Source organism: Kinneretia sp. DJ1R-11 (genome assembly GCF_025717595.1).
Taxonomy (GTDB): domain Bacteria; phylum Pseudomonadota; class Gammaproteobacteria; order Burkholderiales; family Burkholderiaceae_C; genus Paucibacter_A.
In genome coordinates, this window is record NZ_JAJIRR010000017.1 from 12,863 (window position 1) to 30,007 (window position 17,145).

Sequence of the window (17,145 nt, forward strand, 5' to 3'; positions counted from 1 at the left end):
GGACTGAAGCCACCATGTCTGGACACGGATTCCATGTGCACGGCCCGCACGACCACGAAATCGAACACGCCGCTCATGCCGACCCCAAGGGCCTGGCCGGGCAACTGGCTGTGATCACGGCCATTTTGGCGACGGTCGGCGCCATGTTTTCGTATATGGGTGGCGCCACGCAGGCCAACGCCGGCCTTTACAAGAACGACGCGGCCATCAAAAAGACCGAAGCCGCCAACCAATGGGCGCTGTACCAGTCCAAGAGCAACAAGCAGAACATGGCCGAACTGGCCTTGGTCCTGGTGTCCGAGGACAAGAAGCTTGGCTACCAAAAGGAAGTGGAGCGCTACAAGGAAGAGAAAGGTGGCATCCGCGAAAAGGCCGAGGCCCTGGACAAGGAGTCACAAGCCTTCGACGAAAAGAGTGCCGAACAGATGCATCTGCATCACCGCTGGGCGCAGGCGACCACTGCCTTGCAGGTGTCGATCGCCCTGGCTGCCATCGCTTTGCTGACCAAAAAGCGCTGGATGGAATGGGCCACCGTTGCCTTGGGTTTGCTGGGCTTCGGCTTGGGCGGCATGGCGGCCTTGCATTTTTGACAAGCCATAAGAAGACCATGACGCTGCTTTCCCCTCGTCATGGTCGAGTCTTTAGCCAGGGCGCTTCAGCGAGCGCCTTATTGCCTCTAGTTTTTAGAACTGAGTGAAGAGTCCCTTGCTCGCACATGCCGCAGGATTGTTTCTGCGCTTAAACCCCTTCATTTGATGCCCCGCTTCGGCCTGTTTGGCCTATATTGCACCGTCATATGACAGTCTTTCGATCGTCATATGACAGTTGAAATTTTTCCGCGGCGTCGACGTCTGTCAAATTCCGTCATATCTCTGTCACGACCGCTGTTTAGCATCCGGGCTGCTGTAAGAAAAGCACATCCCATCTAATCACTGGAGTTGACGAATGACCCCTTCTCGCCTCGCCGCTGCCCTGCACATTGCAGGCCTGATGTTTGTTGCGACTGCCGCTTCGGCCCAGGCTGTCAAGGTTGATCCGGCGCTGCCTTCGTATCAGAAGGCTTCGGGCGTGTCCGGCAACTTCACCAGCGTCGGTTCCGACACGCTGAACAATCTGATGACGCTGTGGGCCGAAGAGTTCAAGCGCGCCTACCCCAACGTCAACATCCAGATCCAAGGTGCGGGCTCCTCCACGGCGCCGCCGGCTCTGACCGAAGGTGCGGCCAATTTCGGTCCCATGAGCCGTTTGATGACAGCCCGTGAAGTCGAAGGCTTCGAGAAGAAGCACGGCTACAAGCCCACCGCCGTCGGTGTGGCCATCGATGCCCTGGCCGTCTACGTCAACAAGGACAACCCGATCAAGGGTCTGACCATCACTGATGTGGACTCCATCCTGTCCGTCAGCCGCAAGTGCGGCGGCGCTGCCGACTTCACCAAGTGGGGCCAAGTCGGCCTGACCGGTGAGTGGGCCAGCCGTGACATCGCCATGTACGGCCGCAATTCGGTCTCGGGCACCTACGGCTTCTTCAAGGACGTGGCCTTGTGCAAGGGCGACTTCAAGCGCAATGTGGCCGAGCAGCCGGGTTCGGCTTCGGTGGTGCAGAGCGTGTCCACCCAGATCAATGCACTGGGCTACTCGGGCATCGGTTACAAGACCTCGGGCGTGCGTGCCCTGCCCCTGTCGAAGAAGGCTGGTGAGCCCTTCGTTGAACCCGATGCCAAGCACGCCATCGACGGCACCTACCCGCTGGCCCGCGTGCTCTACGTCTACGTGAACAAGAAGCCCAACCAGCCCCTGAACCCGCTGGAGCGCGAGTTCTTCAAGATGGTGCTGTCCAAGCAAGGCCAAGAAGTCACCATCAAGGACGGCTTCGTGCCCGTGCCGGCCGCCATGGCCGCCCGTTTCCTGGGCGAAATCAACAAGTAAGCAGCGTGGCCGCTGCCGCCTTCGGGGGGCGCGGCCGTGACCGAGCGACTGAGGAATACAAGCCATGAAGACATCTGCTCTGAACGCGGCCCTGGCCGTTGCCGTCCTGGGCCTGACGGCCTGCGCCAGCACCCAGCCGGAATCTACGCCGGCCGCTCCGGTGGCCGCACCCGCCCCTGTGGTGGCCGCTGCCGCACCGGCACCCGCGCCGGCTCCCGTGGCCGCACCGGCCCCGGTGGTTGAACTGATCAAGGAGTTCTACGTCGTCCTGCCGGAATCGGGCCGCGTGCACGCCTTCGGCGACCTGAAGAACTACCGCGACTTCCTGAACCACGGCGAAGTCACCCTGACCCGCAGCAAGATCGGTGAAGGCCCAGGCGGCGCCACCATCGTCTTCGGCATCACCGGTGATGACGTCAAGAACAACCAGCCCAGCCTGGGCGAGAAAGCCTTGAGCGGCAAGTTCGCGGGCGCGCCTGAGTTCTACGGCGAAGTGCTGAAGAACGGCCGTTACTACGTGTTCGGCGAACTGAAGGACATGACGGACTTCGTGGCGTTTGGTGAAGTGGCCTATGGCTTCTCCGACATCGGCGTGGGCCCCAAGGGTGAAACCCTGGTCTACGTGATGAACAAGGACAGCATCAAGGGTGGCAAGCCCCTGAACAGGGTCGAACGTTTCAAGGCTTTGCGGGCTGCCACACAGTCCTGAGTTCAGACCCAAGGGCTCTCGCCAGAGCCCATGAGCGAAGAGGGTGAGCAGGCTGGTCCTGCCCACCCTTTCATAACGTCAGCGCGGAACATTTCCCACCCATGAATACAGCCAGTCCAACCCAAACGTCGATCACTGTCGACCGCGCCATGAGTCGGCGACTGTTGATCGACAAGCTGTTCGAGAAGCTGATGACCTTTGGTGGTCTGAGCGTGATCGTGGCGGTTTCGGCCATTTTTGTGTACCTGGTCAGTGTCGTGGTGCCCTTGTTCATGCCGCCTGGCGTTGACCATCGCCAGCAGTTCGCCACCCCCGGCGGCGACGCCCAGACCACTTTGTCCTTGACGGGCGAAGAGCAACGTGAGATTGGCTCTCGTGTCGGTGCTGGCGGTGCCATCACCTTCTTCAAGTTCGCCACCGGCGAGCAGATTGCCCAGACCCAGGTCCCCGTGCCTGCGGGCGCCACCGTCACCAGCGCTGACATCGGCGAGCGACGCAGTTTTTCCCAGGGCTTTGGCCTGTCGGATGGCCGCGTCATCCTGGTCAAGCAGAGCTTTGCGGTCAGCTTCCCCAACAACAAGCGCGTCATCACGCCCGCCCTGGAGTACCCGGTCGGCGAAGCACCAGTGAGCGTTGACCCGCAGGGCAAGCCCATCAAGCTGCTGGGCATCCAGCAGAGCGAAGAGGGCTCGACCCTGGCGGCAGTCACCGAAGACGGCCGCCTGCTGCTGTCGGCCGTCAATGTCAGCACCAATGCCATGACGGGCGAGACCAAGAGCGAAGTTCAGCAGTCGGAAATCCCCTCGGCACCTGTCGGTATTCGCCAGTTGCTGATTGAATCCAAGCAGCGCGAGCTCTATGTGCTGCACGGCGAGCGCAAGCTGGCCCGCTTCAACATCAGCAACAAATCCAGCCCTGTGCTGCTGGAGACCATCGAGCTGGCGCCGGCCGACCAGAAGGTCACTGCCCTGACCATGTTGAGCGGTGGTTTCTCGTTGATCGTCGGTACCGACAAGGGTGGCCTGAGCCAATGGTTCCCGGTGCGCACCGAGGGCGCGAACTTCGCGCTCAAGCGCATCCGTGACTTCAAGTCCATGCCGGCCGGCATCACCGCCATGAGCGCCGAGTTCTTCCGCAAGGGCTTCATCGTCGGTGATTCGAGCGGCAATCTGGGCAGCTATTTCGCCACCTCGCAGCGTCAGCTGTTTGTGGAAAAGCTCAGCGACAAGCCGATCACCGTGCTCGGCGTGCCGCCGCGCGGCAATGGCTATATGGCCCAGGACCAAGCCGGACGCGTCTACACCGCAGCAGTGGACAACCACTACCCGGAAGTCTCCTTCAGCAGCCTGTGGAGCAAGGTCTGGTACGAAAGCTATGAGCAGCCCGACTATGTCTGGCAAAGCTCGGCCTCTAACGCCGACTTTGAACCCAAGTTCAGTCTGGCGCCGCTGACCTACGGCACCATCAAGGCCGCTACCTACGCCATGCTGGTGGCCATGCCCCTGGCCATCCTGGGTGCGATCTTCACCGCCTATTTCATGACCCAGCGCATGCGCGAAATCGTCAAGCCTACGATTGAGGTCATGGCTGCATTGCCGACTGTGGTGCTGGGTTTCCTGGCCGGCCTGTGGCTTGCACCGCTGGTCGAGAACAATCTTGCCGGCGTCTTGATGAGCTTGCTGATGCTGCCACTGGCCATGGTCGTCGCCTCGTACATCTGGCATCTCATGCCGCGACGCTTGGTCGAACGCGTGGGCCTGGGCTGGGAAGCCGCCCTTCTGATGCCGATCGTGGTGGTGGTGATCTGGGGCTTCTTCCAGCTCGGTCATCCGCTTGAAGCCGTCTTCTTTGGCGGAGACCTGCCGCACTGGCTGTCCAACACCGCCGGCATCAGCTTCGAGCAGCGCAACTCGCTTGTGGTGGGCATTGCCATGGGCTTCGCGGTCACACCGGCGATCTTCTCGATCGCCGAGGACGCCATCTTCAGCGTGCCCAAGTCCCTGACTTCGGGTTCACTGGCCCTGGGTGCCACGCCTTGGCAAACCATGATGGGTGTGGTGCTGCTGACCGCCAGCCCCGGCATTTTCTCGGCCGTGATGATCGGCTTGGGCCGCGCGGTCGGCGAAACCATGATCGTGCTGATGGCCACTGGCAACACCGCCGTCATGGACTTCAGCATGTTCTCGGGCTTCCGCACCCTGTCCGCCAATATCGGCGTCGAAATGCCCGAAGCCGGCGTCGGTGAGACCCACTACCGCTTGCTTTTCCTGTCCGCCCTGGTGTTGTTCGCCTTCACCTTTTTGGTCAACACCCTTGCCGAGCTGATTCGTCAGCGTCTGCGCGAGAAGTACAGCACGATCTGACGGAGCACGATCAATCATGAAAGACTGGTTCAAAAGCGGCTCGCCCTGGATCTGGCTTACCGCCGGCGCCGTGGCAGTGTCCGTGCTGGCTGTGGCCGGCGTGATGGCCCTGACGGCCCTGCGTGGCCTCGGCCATTTCTGGCCCAAACCGGTGGTCGAGACCACCTACAAGGAACGTGATGGCACGACCATCGGCCTGATCGGAGAGATCCGCGAACGCGAAGAAGTGGCCGTGCGCCGCCTGCGCGAAGCGGGCTTCGTGATCCCGGGCAACGACACCTTCACCGACCGTGTGCTCATCAAAATGGGCAATCGCGATGTCTCGGGCGTGGACTTCCGTTGGTTCCCCCTGCCCTTGCTGGGTGAGCAGACGCTGCCCGACGATGTGGTGACCGTGGAGCGCCGCGAGTGGGGTAATTTCTACGGCCACCTGGTCTCAGTCAAGCAGGACGGCCAAATCGTGGCCAGCGGCGAGGCCGCCTGGCCCGAGCTGCAGCAGCGCGCCGCGCGTGCTCAGCAGTTGTTCAACGAAATCCATGCGGTCGAGAAGAAGGAAATCGGCCGCGTCAATTTCGAACTGGAACGTCTGCGCCTGCAAGAACGCCGTCTGCAGTTGGAAGGCAAGCTCAGCGACAGCAGCAAGGCCGCCATGGAGGTTCAGCGCGAGGCTCTGAACAAGACCTTCGCCAGCCTGCAGGAAAAGACCGATGCGCTGCGCAAGCAGATCGGCCGCGACAGCTTTGTCGGCCGTGTGGCCGATGGCCGCGAGGTCGAGGTGAGCCTGGCCCAGGTGGCCGACGTCTACCGCGCCAACACCATGGGCCTGTTCGGCAAGATTGGTCACTATGCCAAGAAGCTGGGCGAGTTCATCTGGGAAGACCCGCGTGAAGCCAACACCGAAGGGGGCATCTTCCCGGCCATCTTCGGCACGGTGATGATGGTGTTGCTGATGGCGGTGATCGTGACGCCGCTGGGCATCATGGCCGGCATCTATATGCGCGAGTACGCCAAGCAGGGCCCCTTGATTCGCATCATCCGCATCTCGGTGAACAACCTGGCCGGCGTGCCTTCGATCGTCTACGGTGTGTTCGGCCTGGGCTTCTTCGTCTACTTCCTGGGCGGCAACATCGACCGCCTGTTCTTCCCCGAAGCCCTGCCCGGCCCGACCTTCGGCAGCCCCGGCATCCTGTGGTCGGCCCTGACCCTGGCTCTGCTGACTTTGCCGGTCGTGATCGTGGCGACCGAAGAAGGCCTGGCCCGCGTGCCGCGTTCGGTGCGTGAGGGCAGCCTGGCTCTGGGGGCGACCAAGGCCGAAACCCTGTGGCGCACCGTGTTGCCCATCGCCAGCCCGGCCATGATGACCGGCCTGATCCTGGCCGTGGCTCGCGCCGCCGGCGAGGTGGCACCGTTGATGTTGGTGGGCGTGGTCAAGCTGGCGCCGGCTCTGCCGCTGGACAGCTTCTTCCCCTTCCTGCATCTGGAACGGAAATTCATGCATCTGGGCTTCCACATCTACGACGTGGGCTTCCAGAGCCCCAATGTGGAAGCGGCTCGACCCTTGGTCTACGCCACCGCCATGCTGCTGGTGATTGTGATCATCGGTTTGAACCTGACGGCGATCCGTATGCGCAACCGTCTGCGTGAGAAATTCAAAGAGCTGGACTCGGTCTGATTCCGGACCTCCGTGCCGCCCCTACCTACTTTTGATCTGGAGAGACATTCATGAGCTCCCTCGCAACTAGCGCCGAATTGCCCAAGCTGAAGATTTCCACCGCCGTGCCTGAGTCGGCCGTGCCGCTCAAGCCTCTGGATGAGCTGGACGTGGCCCTGTCGGTCAAGGACCTGAACCTGTTCTACGGTGCCAAGCAGGCCCTGCACAAGGTCTCACTGAACATCCCCCGCGGCCATGTGGTGGCCTTCATCGGCCCCAGCGGCTGTGGCAAGTCCACCCTGCTGCGCTGCTTCAACCGGATGAACGACCTGGTTGATGGCTGCCGCATCGAAGGCGAGATCCAGCTGGACAACAAGAACATCTTCGACCGCAGCGTCAATGTGGCGCAGCTGCGCCGCCGCGTCGGCATGGTGTTTCAGAAGCCCAACCCCTTCCCCAAGTCCATCTACGAAAACGTGGCCTATGGCCTGCGTTTGCTGGGCGTCAAGGACCGCGCCCAGCTGGACGAGGCGGTCGAGCGCTCGCTGCGCCAGGCTGCACTGTGGAATGAAGTCAAGGACCGCCTGGACAGCAGCGGCCTGAGCCTGTCGGGCGGCCAGCAGCAACGTCTGGTGATCGCCCGCGCGATTGCCCTGGAGCCGGAAGTCCTGCTGCTGGACGAGCCCTGCTCGGCCCTGGACCCGATCGCCACCGCCAAGATCGAAGAGCTGCTGCAGGAGCTCAAGAGCAAGTACACCATCGTCATCGTCACCCACAGCATGCAGCAAGCCGCTCGCGTGTCGGATTTCGTGGCCTATATGTACCTGGGCGAACTGGTCGAGTACGGCGCCACGCGCGATGTGTTCATGAAGCCTAAGCGCAAGGAGACCGAGGACTACATCACCGGTCGCTTCGGCTGATGTTCAGGGTGGCCCCGCGCCACCCCGCGTGAGCGCCTCGTTAGACTGCAACGATTGATTCAATTTCGCAAAGGTAGAAGTCATGGGTGACAAACATCTGTCGAGCCAGTTCGATCTGGAACTGAGCGGTATCTCGACCCGCGTGCTGGAAATGGGCGGCCTGGTGGAATCTCAGGTCGAGTTGGCCGTGTCGGCACTGACCTCCTTCGACGGCGAAGCGGCATCGCGCGTGCTGGTGGCCGAGGAGCGGGTCAACCAGATGGAAGTTGAGATCGACCAAGACCTTTCAGCCATCATCGCCCTACGTCAACCGACGGCCCGCGATTTGCGCCTGCTGATCGCCATCTCCAAGACCATCGGCAATCTCGAGCGCGTCGGCGATGAAGCGGCCCGCATCGCCCGCACCGTGCACCGCCTGATCAACACCGGCGTGTTCAGCCGCCTGCGCCTGCCGGTTGGCGACATCTCCTTCGAAGCCGAGTTGGCCACGGCCTCGCTGCGCAAGGCGCTCGACGCCTTTGCCCGCCTGGACACGGCGCAAGCCCTGGAAGTGATCAAACAGGACAACCAGATCGACCAGGAGTTCGACGGCCTGATGCGCAAGCTCATCACCTACATGATGGAAGACCCGCGCACCATCTCGGCCTCCATCGACCTGGTCTTCGTGGCCAAAGCCATCGAGCGCGTCGGTGACCACGCCAAGAACCTGGCCGAGCAAATCATCTACATCGTCAAGGGCACGGACATCCGGCACAACCCGCTGGATCAGATTGAATCCGTGGCCTTGAAAGACTGAACTCTACAGAGAAGAAGCACAGCATGTCGAGGATTCTTGTCGTCGAAGACGAGTCGGCCATCGCCGAACTTATCTCCATCAATTTGCGCCACTCCGGGTTTGAGGTGACTCTGGCCAGCAGCGCCGACCAGGCTCAGTACGAAGTGGACCGGGTGCTGCCCGACCTGGTCGTACTGGACTGGATGCTGCCAGGCCAGAGCGGCCTGGCGCTGGCCCGCCAATGGCGCGGCCAACAGCGCACCAAGGACCTGCCCATCATCATGCTGACCGCCCGCGCCGAGGAGACCGACAAGGTCTCGGGCCTGGACGCCGGTGCCGATGACTACCTGACCAAGCCTTTCTCCACCAACGAACTGCTGGCCCGCATCCGTGCGGTGCTGCGCCGCAAGGCGCCCGAGGCGCTCGATTCGGTGGTGGTGATCGCCGGCTTGAGCCTGGATCCGGGCACGCGCCGCGTCAGCCGCGAAGGCGCCGAAGTCAAGCTGGGTCCGACCGAGTTCCGACTGCTGCACTTCTTCATGAGCCACCCGGAGCGAGTGCACAGCCGCTCGCAGCTGCTCGACCGCGTCTGGGGCGACCATGTCTTCATCGAGGAGCGCACCGTCGACGTGCATGTCAAGCGCCTGCGCGAAGCGCTGGAGCGGGTGCAATGCGCGCGCATGATTGAGACCGTGCGCGGTGCCGGCTACCGGCTCTCGCAACAAGCCCAGCCCGTTTCCGCCTGAGCCAGGGAGCTTCATGACCGTCATCGGTTTTCTGCCCCGCCTGGCCCTGGTGGGCCTGATCGTGATCGCCGGTGACCTGGTCGGCCGGGCGCTCGGCACCCTGGTCGGTTACAGCCAAATCGGCGAATGGTTTGGTGTTTTGGCCGCGGTGGTGACCCTGCTGCTGATCGACACCTTGCGCATCCGCCGCCTGATGCAGTGGCTGCGTGAAAAGCAGCCGGGCGAGGCGCCACGCGGCAGCGGCTACTGGGGAGACCTGGCTTATTTGATCGAGCGGGCATTGCGCAAGCGCGACCGGGCGATCGCCCAGGAAAGGCTGCAGTTGCAGCAGTTCCTCTCGGCCATCGAAGCCTCACCCAATGGCGTGCTGATGCTGGACGCGCACGACCACATGACCTGGTGCAACCGCATGGCGGCCGACCATTTCGCGCTCGACCCCCAGCGCGATCTGCAGCAGCGCATCACCAATCTGGTTCGCTACCCGAGCTTTGTCAGCTATCTGCAGGCCGGTCGATTCAACGAGCCCTTGTTGCTGGCCAGCAGCCGAGGCCCCGGCACCTTGTCGGTGATCGTGAGGCCCTACGGCGAAGGCTTGCGCCTGGTCCTGACCCAGGACGTGACCGAGCGCGAGCGCGCAGAGTCCATGCGGCGTGATTTTGTGGCCAATGTCTCGCATGAAATCCGCACACCGCTGACCGTGCTCAGCGGATTCATCGAAACCATGAGCTCGCTGCCTCTGAGTGAGGCTGAGCGGCGGCGCGTCTTGGTCTTGATGGGCCATCAAACCGAACGCATGTTGGGCTTGGTCAGCGACTTGCTGACCCTGGCCCAATTGGAGGGCAGCCCTCGCCCTGGCGCAGACCGCTGGCTGGAGCTGGCGCCCCTGCTCAAGCGCGTGGAGGCCGATGCCAATGCCCTGTCCGGCGGCCGCCACCGCATCCGGGTTGAAGCCGATATGTCGATCCAACTGGCCGGCATTGAAGCCGAGTTGCTCAGTGCCATCAGCAATCTACTCAGCAATGCGGTCCGCTACACGCCGGAGGGCGGAGACATCGAACTCAGCTGGCGCCGCCTGCCCGAGGGCGGCGGCCAGATCTGTGTGCAGGACAGCGGACCTGGCATTGCCAAGGAACATTGGCCGCGCCTGACCGAACGCTTCTACCGCGTCGACGGCAGCCGCTCGCGCGACACCGGCGGTACCGGTCTGGGCCTGTCCATCGTCAAGCACGTCATGCAGCGGCATGGTGGCGAGTTGCAGGTCTTCAGTGAAGTCGGCAAGGGCAGCCGTTTCAGCCTGCTGATGCCACCGGCGCGCGTGCGCGACAACGCACCTGCTGACGGGCATTGAAGGTCCCCTCCTGCCTTGCTACTGTCGCAGCTAGGCTCTGCGCTGACGGACCCTTGTAGGATGGCGCCTTGCTCTGGTGCGGCCGCCCACTAGACGCCCTCTTCTGAGTTCATGCCCACGGGTGTTTGACCGTGTCGCGCGGCCCCAGGCCAGAACTCACATCGAAACCGTCACCGAGGATTGCCTTGAAACTTGCCACCTGGAATGTCAACTCCCTGGCCGTACGCCTGCCTCAGGTGCTGGACTGGCTGGCCGCCAACCCAGTCGATGCCCTGGTGCTGCAGGAAACCAAGCTCACCGATGACAAGTTCCCGTTTGCCGAGATTGAAGCGGCCGGCTATCAGGTGCAATGGTTTGGCCAGAAAACCTACAACGGCGTGGCCTTGATCAGCCGCGGCGCGGCGCTCGATGTGGTGAAGAACCTGCCCGGCTTCGAGGATCCGCAGGCCCGTGTCATCACCGGTACGGTCGACGGTGTGCGCTGCATCGGCGCCTATTTTCCCAACGGGCAAGCGCCGGACAGCGAGAAGTTTGTCTACAAGATGGCTTGGCTGGAGGCGCTGCGCCGCTTCGTCGCTGACGAACTACAGCGCCACCCGAAGCTGGTACTCATGGGCGATTACAACATCGCCCCCGAGGACCGCGATGTCTACGATCCGGTGGCCTGGGCCGGGCAGATCCATTGCACGCCTGAGGAGCGTGCCCATTTCCAAGGGCTGCTGGGCTTGCAAATGGTCGACGCTTTCCGCCTGTTCGAGCAAGCGCCCAAGAGCTGGAGCTGGTGGGACTACCGCAACCTCGCGTTCCGTAAGAACCAGGGCCTGCGCATCGACCACATCCTGGTCAGCGCTGCGCTGAGCGGCCAAGTCAAGGCCTGCAGCATCGACCGTGCGCCGCGCAAGAACGAGCGGCCGAGCGACCACGCACCGGTCTGGGTCGAGCTGGCCTGAACAGCGACTGAGCCGATGCCGCTGGCGGGCACTGCCCGCGACTGACTCACACTTGTGGCGGAGACCTTGCAGGCTTCGCTTGCACGCTTTGCCGCGTTTGCCCGAATTTGCCCCGGGAGTTCCAAGTTCCCAAGCTTGGATGGATCCGCTATAAGCAAAGCATGGCGTGCGAATTGCGGCCGAGCCCTGTTCATGTGCGCCTTGAGCGTGACAAACATCGCAGACCCACATTGATACCAGTCTGTAAGATTGGTATCTAGTTGGTTCTAATGTTTTCAGCTCATCACTGCTTTCGGCCCTGTGGCCGGCAAGGACTTCACTTGAACAGCTCAGCGCTCGTCATCGCCCGTCCGGCTCGGCTCCCATCGCAGGGCAAGTGGCATCGTCACGGCCCGATGCACGCCTCAGGCTTCACCTTGATCGAGTTGATGATTGCGCTGGTGGTGCTCGCCGTCATCGCCGCCATCGCCCTGCCCTCCTACACCAGCTATGTGAACAAGAGCCGTGCCAAGGGCGCCAGCGCCGATCTTGCTGCTTTGGCCCTCAATATGGAGAACCGGTACCAGTTGCAGTTGGTCTACCCTGTGAACGCGGCCGGCACGGTGGCCAGCACGTCGACCTTCCCCGCCTGGGCACCCACACAGTCGACCTATTTCAATTACACCTTGGTCAGCACGACCAGCAGCTACACCCTGACGGCCACCGGCCAGAGCAGCCTGTCCGGCTGCGTGCTGACGCTCAACAACAGCAACACGCGCACGGCCAGCAGCAGCTGCGGATTCACGACCTGGTGATGAAGCCGCACACATCCATCTTGGGCCTTCAACGAGGGGTCTCGCTGATCGAAATGATGGTTACGGTGGCCGTCATGATGCTGCTGGCCCTTGCCGCCGCGCCCTTCACCTCGTCCTGGGGCAGCCAGGCTTCGGTGCGCCAGACCCAAACCCTGCTGATGCAAGGCATGAGCCAACTCAAGGCGCTGGCCTTGCGCAACCCTGCGGCCACCAGCGCCACGGCTGCAGCCGTGCTGGTGGCCGTGCCGGGTCAGCTCTGCGTACGACAGGGCATCCCGGCTACGCTCGATTGCAGCGCAGTCAGTTGGACCTCGGTGCCACCAGCCTCCATCAAGCTGAACAACGCCACCAGCCAATGCGTGGCCCTGGACAGCAGCGGCTCGCCAGTGGCCGCCACGGTGGGTGCCACGGTTTGCGGAACCGCGCTCAGTTTCGAAGTCAGCAAGGGCACGGAGACCAGCAGTGGCACGCTCAACTGAGTCGCGGCGCCGGCACCCGCTGGCCAGCCAGCGCGGAGATGCGCTGGTCGAAGCGCTGATTGCCATGATCCTGCTCGGTGTCATCGGTCTCGGCCTGGTGTACGCCTTGAGCCGGGCCATGGTGGCGCAGAAGTACCAGAAGGGCCAAAGCCTGGCCATCCAGGGCATACGCGCCGACTTGCAGAATGCCGGCGTCGCCAATGGCTGCCCGGCCGCGGGCGCCAGCACGGTCAGCAGCAATCTGAGCCTGGGCAGCAATCTGCAAGTGACGGGTGTTCAGAAAACCTGCACGATCACCGCTGTGACCGTGACTCTCAACGGCGTGGCCAAATCCGCCAGCCTGCCGGTGGTGCAATACGCCGCCGACGCTGAGACCTTGTTTGGGCCTGGCACCCTGACCGTGAGCAATTGAGGCCGGCCATGGCTGCTTTTGCACCTGTCTTTGTGCCTGCAACGAGCCCCACGCCCGGCTTGGTTCGCCAGGCCGGACTGAGCCTGATCAGCCTGATGGTCGGCATGGTGATCTCACTGATCGCCGTGCTCGGCGCCTTGGCCCTGTACCGCAGCACCACGCAAAGCCTCTACGGCAATGGCGGTCTGGTGCGCAACTCCATTCAAGACGGCCAGCTCGCCACCGGCTTGCTGAGCGCGCAGATTGCGCTACAAGGCGCGGGCTACGGCATCAGCAGCCCCAGCAGCGGCAGCCATCTGCTGCTGATCAGCAGTGCGGTCCTCAACACCAGCACCGGCCGACTGGATGGCAGCGTTGTCAGCCTGAGCAGCGCGGCTCAGAGCGGCAATGCCATTGTCTGGGTTCAGAACCCCAATCTGAGCGCCAACAGCAGCGCTTACACCTGTAGCGCCCTGCTGTCTGACAGCGGCAGCAAAGCCTTCTACCTGCTGCAGTCCAGCACCGGCTGTCACCCGCTGGCCAGCAACTGGAAGACCATTAGCTGGACCAGCCGCGCCCTGGTCGAGGGCCAGGTGATGAGCCAGGCCGTCGCCCTCAGTGCGCGCAATGCGAGCAACTGCTGGCCCTTTGGTGCCATTCCCGAGACCATCAGCAAGCTGACGGCACCGGCCGCCTCGGTCAGCGTGACGCTGAACTACAGCTCCAGCGTCAGCGGCAGCAGCAACACCTACACCAGCTGCCTGGCCAATCTGATTTCCTGACGCTCAAACCTCCATGGTCTCCCGCCCTTCTTTTAAGCCTTCAGCTCCCACTTGCCGGCACGCAGGGCGCAGGCAACGCGGCATTTCCTCGGTCCTCTTCATGCTGTTGAGCGGCTTGTCCCTGGGCGCCATGGTGTTCGGCGGCATCTACTATGTGCGCAGCCTGCAGGTGCAATCGGTCACCGTGCATGCCCTGACTCAGGCGCAGCTGAAAGCCTGGGGTGGCACCGAGGCGGTGCGCCAGTACCTGTTTCAGCTCGGTGCCACGGACGCAGCCAAGCTGAGCGCCAACCAGACAGTCAGCTTCGCCGGCGTGAGCGGTATCTCGGCAACGGTCACCGATGTGCTGGCCGCCGACAGCGTCAACTGCGGAGGCGGCACCCGAGTCGGCTTCAACATCACCGGCAGCAGCGGTGGCGCCAATGCCTTGCTGGCAGCCACTTTCTGCGCCAAGGGCAGCCCCGGCGGCGGCGGCACAGGCTCGCGCGGCGCCGCGGTCAATATCAAGGGCAATCTCGACCTGAGCGGCGACCTGAGCGTGATCGGAGATGCCAATTCCAAGATCGTCGTCGATGGCAAGGTGACCGGCGCCGGCAGCCTGGCCGGCATCTCCAACCTCTATGCCTCAGGCGACATCAGTCTGGGTGGCAGCACGAGCATCGAGACCCTGTTTTCCGAGGGAAACATTGCGCTCAGTGGCAGCGGCAGCTACAGCAATGTGCAGGCCATGGGCAATATCGGCCTCACGGGTGGAGTCAGCGCTGGCAGTCTCAAGGCCAATGGAACGGTCACCCTGGACAGCAATGCAGTCACCGACCTCAGTGCCATCGGCAATGTCAGGTTGGGCAGCAGCGCCACCATCGCAACGCTCAAGACCAAGGGCAGCGTGGTGGCCAGCAACTCGCTGATCACGGGCTCGGCCCTGGTCCAAGGAAATTACGAGGAGCAGGTCGCCGGCACCGTCAACAGTGGAAGTTATGGCGGCAGCCTGACGGTGCAGACCTGGAATACCGGCGTCAAGTTGAATCGGGTGCCCGGGCTGTCTGTCGCCATCACCGCCTTGACGGCCTCGACCATCAGCGTGCCGACCTTTGACGCCTACGCCTATCAGAGCAGCGCCAACTACGCCTTCGATCAGGTCGGCAATGACATCAAGGTGACGGTCAAGAATGTCAGCAGTATTCCGGACGGCACCTACTTCCTGGTCCGAAGCGGGGCCACGCAAGACTATGTCTGCAGCAGCAACAGCTACAGCGCCGCCAGCTGCCCTGCCAAGATCTGCAACGGCTACAGCGAATACAACAGCTGCTTCAGCTACAGCGCAGGCAAATGGACCCTGGCCGGCACGACCATGGCGCCCGGCATCGTCTGGTTCAAGGGCGATTTCGAAGCCGGGCAAGGCACTTACTACAACAGCTGGCTGGCGACCGGCAATATCACGACCGGCGGCAACAACGTTTCCTATGCCGCCAACTATGCCGGCTACAGCCAGCTCTGCACCAACAGCAGCTTCCCGAACCTGGCGCCCAAGAACTTCTGCAAGGCCGGCAGCAGCACCTTGCTGACTGTGGGCGCCGGCAATATCGCTTTCGGTGCCGGTGGGCAGGTTGGCAACAACTACAGCGGCGGCAAGATCACCCTCAGCGCCTCCAACCATGTCTATGGCGATGTGCTGGCCGGCGACATTCTGGAGACAGGCGGCAGCACCACGGTGCACGGCTACATCTCGGCCGCCCGCATTGGCAACAACGCCGGCAGCAGCAAGCTCGGCGCCAGCACCAAGATTGACCTGAGCAATCTGCCTTCGAGCTTCAAGCCGGGCGAAACCGCCGTGACGCCGGCAGCGGCCAACAGCGCCACCCTGCTCTGGTCGCGTTACCGCTGATCTGTCGCTTCGGGCTCGCCGGCCGCCAAGGCGGCAGCCTCACGCAGCTTGTCCTTCTTGCTCTTGCGCCGGCCCTTGATGCCGCCGTTCTGGCTCAGGGTCGCCTCCTGCGCCTCACTCAAGGGGCTGGCGGCAAAACCGGCCACCTCCTCGCGGGCCACGCGCTGGCCCTGCCGTTTCTCGATCAGGCGGAAATGGGCCTCGGCGCTGGCGGGTACGAAACTCACCGCCAGGCCGGTCTCGCCGGCGCGGCCGGTGCGCCCGATCCGGTGGGTGTAATCGGCCGCTGAACGTGGCAGGTCGTAGTTGACCACCACCGGCAGCTCGGCGATGTCCAGGCCGCGCGCGGCCACATCGGTGGCCACCAACACTTGGATCTCGCCGCTGCGCAGCGCCGCCAGCACCTGGCTGCGCGCGCCCTGACTCAACTCGCCGTGCAGGGCGGCGGCCTTGAGGCCTTGGGCCCAGAGTTTGTCCGAGACATGCTCGGTGGCATAGCGAGTGGCCACGAACACCAGAGCGCGGCTCCAGCCCTCCTCGGTCTGCAGCAGATGGCGCAGCAAAGGCGTGCGGCGGCTTTCGTCAACTCGGATGGCCCGCTGCACGATGGCGGCGCTGCGCTGCGGCTCGGGCGCGATCTCGATGCGCTGCGGTTCGCGCAGCAAGCCCTCGGCCAGGCCTTGCACTGCTTTGGGGAAGGTGGCGGAAAAGAACAAGCTCTGGCGGCGTGCCGGCAGCAGGGACAGGATGCGCTGCAGCTCTTCGGCAAAGCCCAGGTCGAGCAGACGATCCGCCTCGTCCAATACCAGTATTTCCACACTACGCAGATCCAGCGCGTTATGGTCGATCAGGTCGAGCAAGCGACCTGGTGTGGCAACCATGATGTCGCAGCCGCCGCGCAAGGCCATCATCTGCGGGTTGATCGACACGCCACCAAATGCGAGCTCGATCTTCAGGCGCTGCGGCAGCACGCGGGCGAACTCGCGCACAACCTCACCGACCTGGGCCACCAGCTCTCGCGTCGGCAGCAGCAGCAAGGCCTGCAGGCGGCGTGGCCCGGCAGCGGCAGGTACACGCAAACGCTGAAGCAAGGGCAGCGCAAAAGCGGCCGTCTTGCCCGAGCCGGTCTGGGCCAGGCCCAGCACATCGCGGCCGGCCAGGATGGCGGGAATGGCGGTGCCTTGGATGGCGGTAGGGGCGTGGTAGCCCTGCTCGCGCACGGCACGGACCAAGGCGGGCGAAAGGCCCAGGGTAGCGAAGGACATGGTCGGGCCAAGATGCGGGATGGGCGCCGATTGTAGGCCCGCCGCCCTGTCTTGGCGGTTCTGGCCGCTCGATAAGCCATGCGGCACACACTGCCGCGCAGGCACATGTCATGAGGCATTTCCGAGGCACAGCGCCTACCTGAGTTGGTAGGTTTCAAAGC

Annotated in this window: 16 protein-coding genes; 15 read left to right on the forward strand and 1 reads right to left on the reverse strand. The window is 63.2% G+C overall.

What is annotated here, in order from left to right; all coding sequences use genetic code 11:
* The first annotated feature begins 14 nt into the window (after positions 1-14).
* The 15 genes from LNV23_RS21475 (at position 15) to LNV23_RS21550 (ending at position 15,719) form a co-directional block, all read left to right on the forward strand.
* The gene (locus LNV23_RS21475) at positions 15-590 is read left to right on the forward strand and encodes a DUF4337 domain-containing protein (RefSeq protein ID WP_263564869.1); all 576 of its coding nucleotides are present in this window, start codon (positions 15-17) and stop codon (positions 588-590) included.
* A gap of 355 nt (positions 591-945) precedes the next feature.
* A complete protein-coding gene (locus tag LNV23_RS21480) occupies positions 946-1,926 on the forward strand; it encodes a PstS family phosphate ABC transporter substrate-binding protein (RefSeq protein WP_263564870.1) in 981 nt (326 codons plus the stop codon).
* Between the two features lie 64 nt (positions 1,927-1,990).
* Complete coding sequence (locus LNV23_RS21485; protein WP_263564871.1) at positions 1,991-2,635, forward strand: hypothetical protein; 645 nt, start codon at positions 1,991-1,993, stop codon at positions 2,633-2,635.
* A gap of 149 nt (positions 2,636-2,784) precedes the next feature.
* Positions 2,785-4,998 (forward strand): ABC transporter permease subunit, encoded by a 2,214-nt coding sequence (locus LNV23_RS21490; protein WP_263564872.1) that lies wholly within the window; start codon positions 2,785-2,787, stop codon positions 4,996-4,998.
* A gap of 16 nt (positions 4,999-5,014) precedes the next feature.
* Positions 5,015-6,670 carry a phosphate ABC transporter permease PstA gene (gene pstA, locus LNV23_RS21495; protein WP_263564873.1) on the forward strand — a complete coding sequence of 552 codons (1,656 nt, stop codon included), beginning with the start codon at positions 5,015-5,017 and terminating at the stop codon, positions 6,668-6,670.
* Positions 6,671-6,720: 50 nt separating this feature from the next.
* Entirely contained in the window at positions 6,721-7,569 is an 849-nt protein-coding gene (pstB, locus tag LNV23_RS21500; RefSeq protein WP_263564874.1) for a phosphate ABC transporter ATP-binding protein PstB, read from the forward strand.
* 82 nt (positions 7,570-7,651) lie between these two features.
* On the forward strand, positions 7,652-8,365 hold the full coding sequence (phoU, locus tag LNV23_RS21505; RefSeq protein WP_263564875.1) for a phosphate signaling complex protein PhoU: 714 nt from the start codon (positions 7,652-7,654) through the stop codon (positions 8,363-8,365).
* Between the two features lie 23 nt (positions 8,366-8,388).
* Positions 8,389-9,090 carry a phosphate regulon transcriptional regulator PhoB gene (phoB, locus tag LNV23_RS21510; protein WP_263564876.1) on the forward strand — a complete coding sequence of 234 codons (702 nt, stop codon included), beginning with the start codon at positions 8,389-8,391 and terminating at the stop codon, positions 9,088-9,090.
* 13 nt (positions 9,091-9,103) lie between these two features.
* The gene (phoR, locus tag LNV23_RS21515) at positions 9,104-10,438 is read left to right on the forward strand and encodes a phosphate regulon sensor histidine kinase PhoR (protein ID WP_263564877.1); all 1,335 of its coding nucleotides are present in this window, start codon (positions 9,104-9,106) and stop codon (positions 10,436-10,438) included.
* A gap of 185 nt (positions 10,439-10,623) precedes the next feature.
* Positions 10,624-11,388 (forward strand): exodeoxyribonuclease III, encoded by a 765-nt coding sequence (gene xth / locus LNV23_RS21520; RefSeq protein ID WP_263564878.1) that lies wholly within the window; start codon positions 10,624-10,626, stop codon positions 11,386-11,388.
* A 395-nt stretch (positions 11,389-11,783) separates the two neighbouring features.
* The gene (locus LNV23_RS21530; protein WP_318023259.1) at positions 11,784-12,182 is read left to right on the forward strand and encodes a type IV pilin protein; all 399 of its coding nucleotides are present in this window, start codon (positions 11,784-11,786) and stop codon (positions 12,180-12,182) included.
* Positions 12,182-12,661, forward strand: a complete 480-nt coding sequence (locus LNV23_RS21535; protein WP_263564879.1) for a pilus assembly FimT family protein — start codon at positions 12,182-12,184, stop codon at positions 12,659-12,661. The genes LNV23_RS21530 and LNV23_RS21535 overlap by 1 nt, the downstream gene beginning before the upstream one ends.
* The gene (locus LNV23_RS21540; protein WP_263564880.1) at positions 12,645-13,073 is read left to right on the forward strand and encodes a type II secretion system protein; all 429 of its coding nucleotides are present in this window, start codon (positions 12,645-12,647) and stop codon (positions 13,071-13,073) included. The genes LNV23_RS21535 and LNV23_RS21540 overlap by 17 nt, the downstream gene beginning before the upstream one ends.
* A gap of 8 nt (positions 13,074-13,081) precedes the next feature.
* Positions 13,082-13,834: a PilW family protein gene (locus LNV23_RS21545; protein ID WP_263564881.1), complete on the forward strand. Its 753-nt coding sequence runs from the start codon at positions 13,082-13,084 to the stop codon at positions 13,832-13,834.
* A 100-nt stretch (positions 13,835-13,934) separates the two neighbouring features.
* The gene (locus LNV23_RS21550; protein ID WP_263564882.1) at positions 13,935-15,719 is read left to right on the forward strand and encodes a FapA family protein; all 1,785 of its coding nucleotides are present in this window, start codon (positions 13,935-13,937) and stop codon (positions 15,717-15,719) included.
* Here LNV23_RS21550 and LNV23_RS21555 read toward each other — a convergent pair.
* Positions 15,710-16,984, reverse strand: a complete 1,275-nt coding sequence (locus tag LNV23_RS21555) for a DEAD/DEAH box helicase (protein WP_263564883.1) — start codon at positions 16,982-16,984, stop codon at positions 15,710-15,712. The genes LNV23_RS21550 and LNV23_RS21555 overlap by 10 nt on opposite strands.
* Positions 16,985-17,145 lie beyond the last annotated feature (161 nt).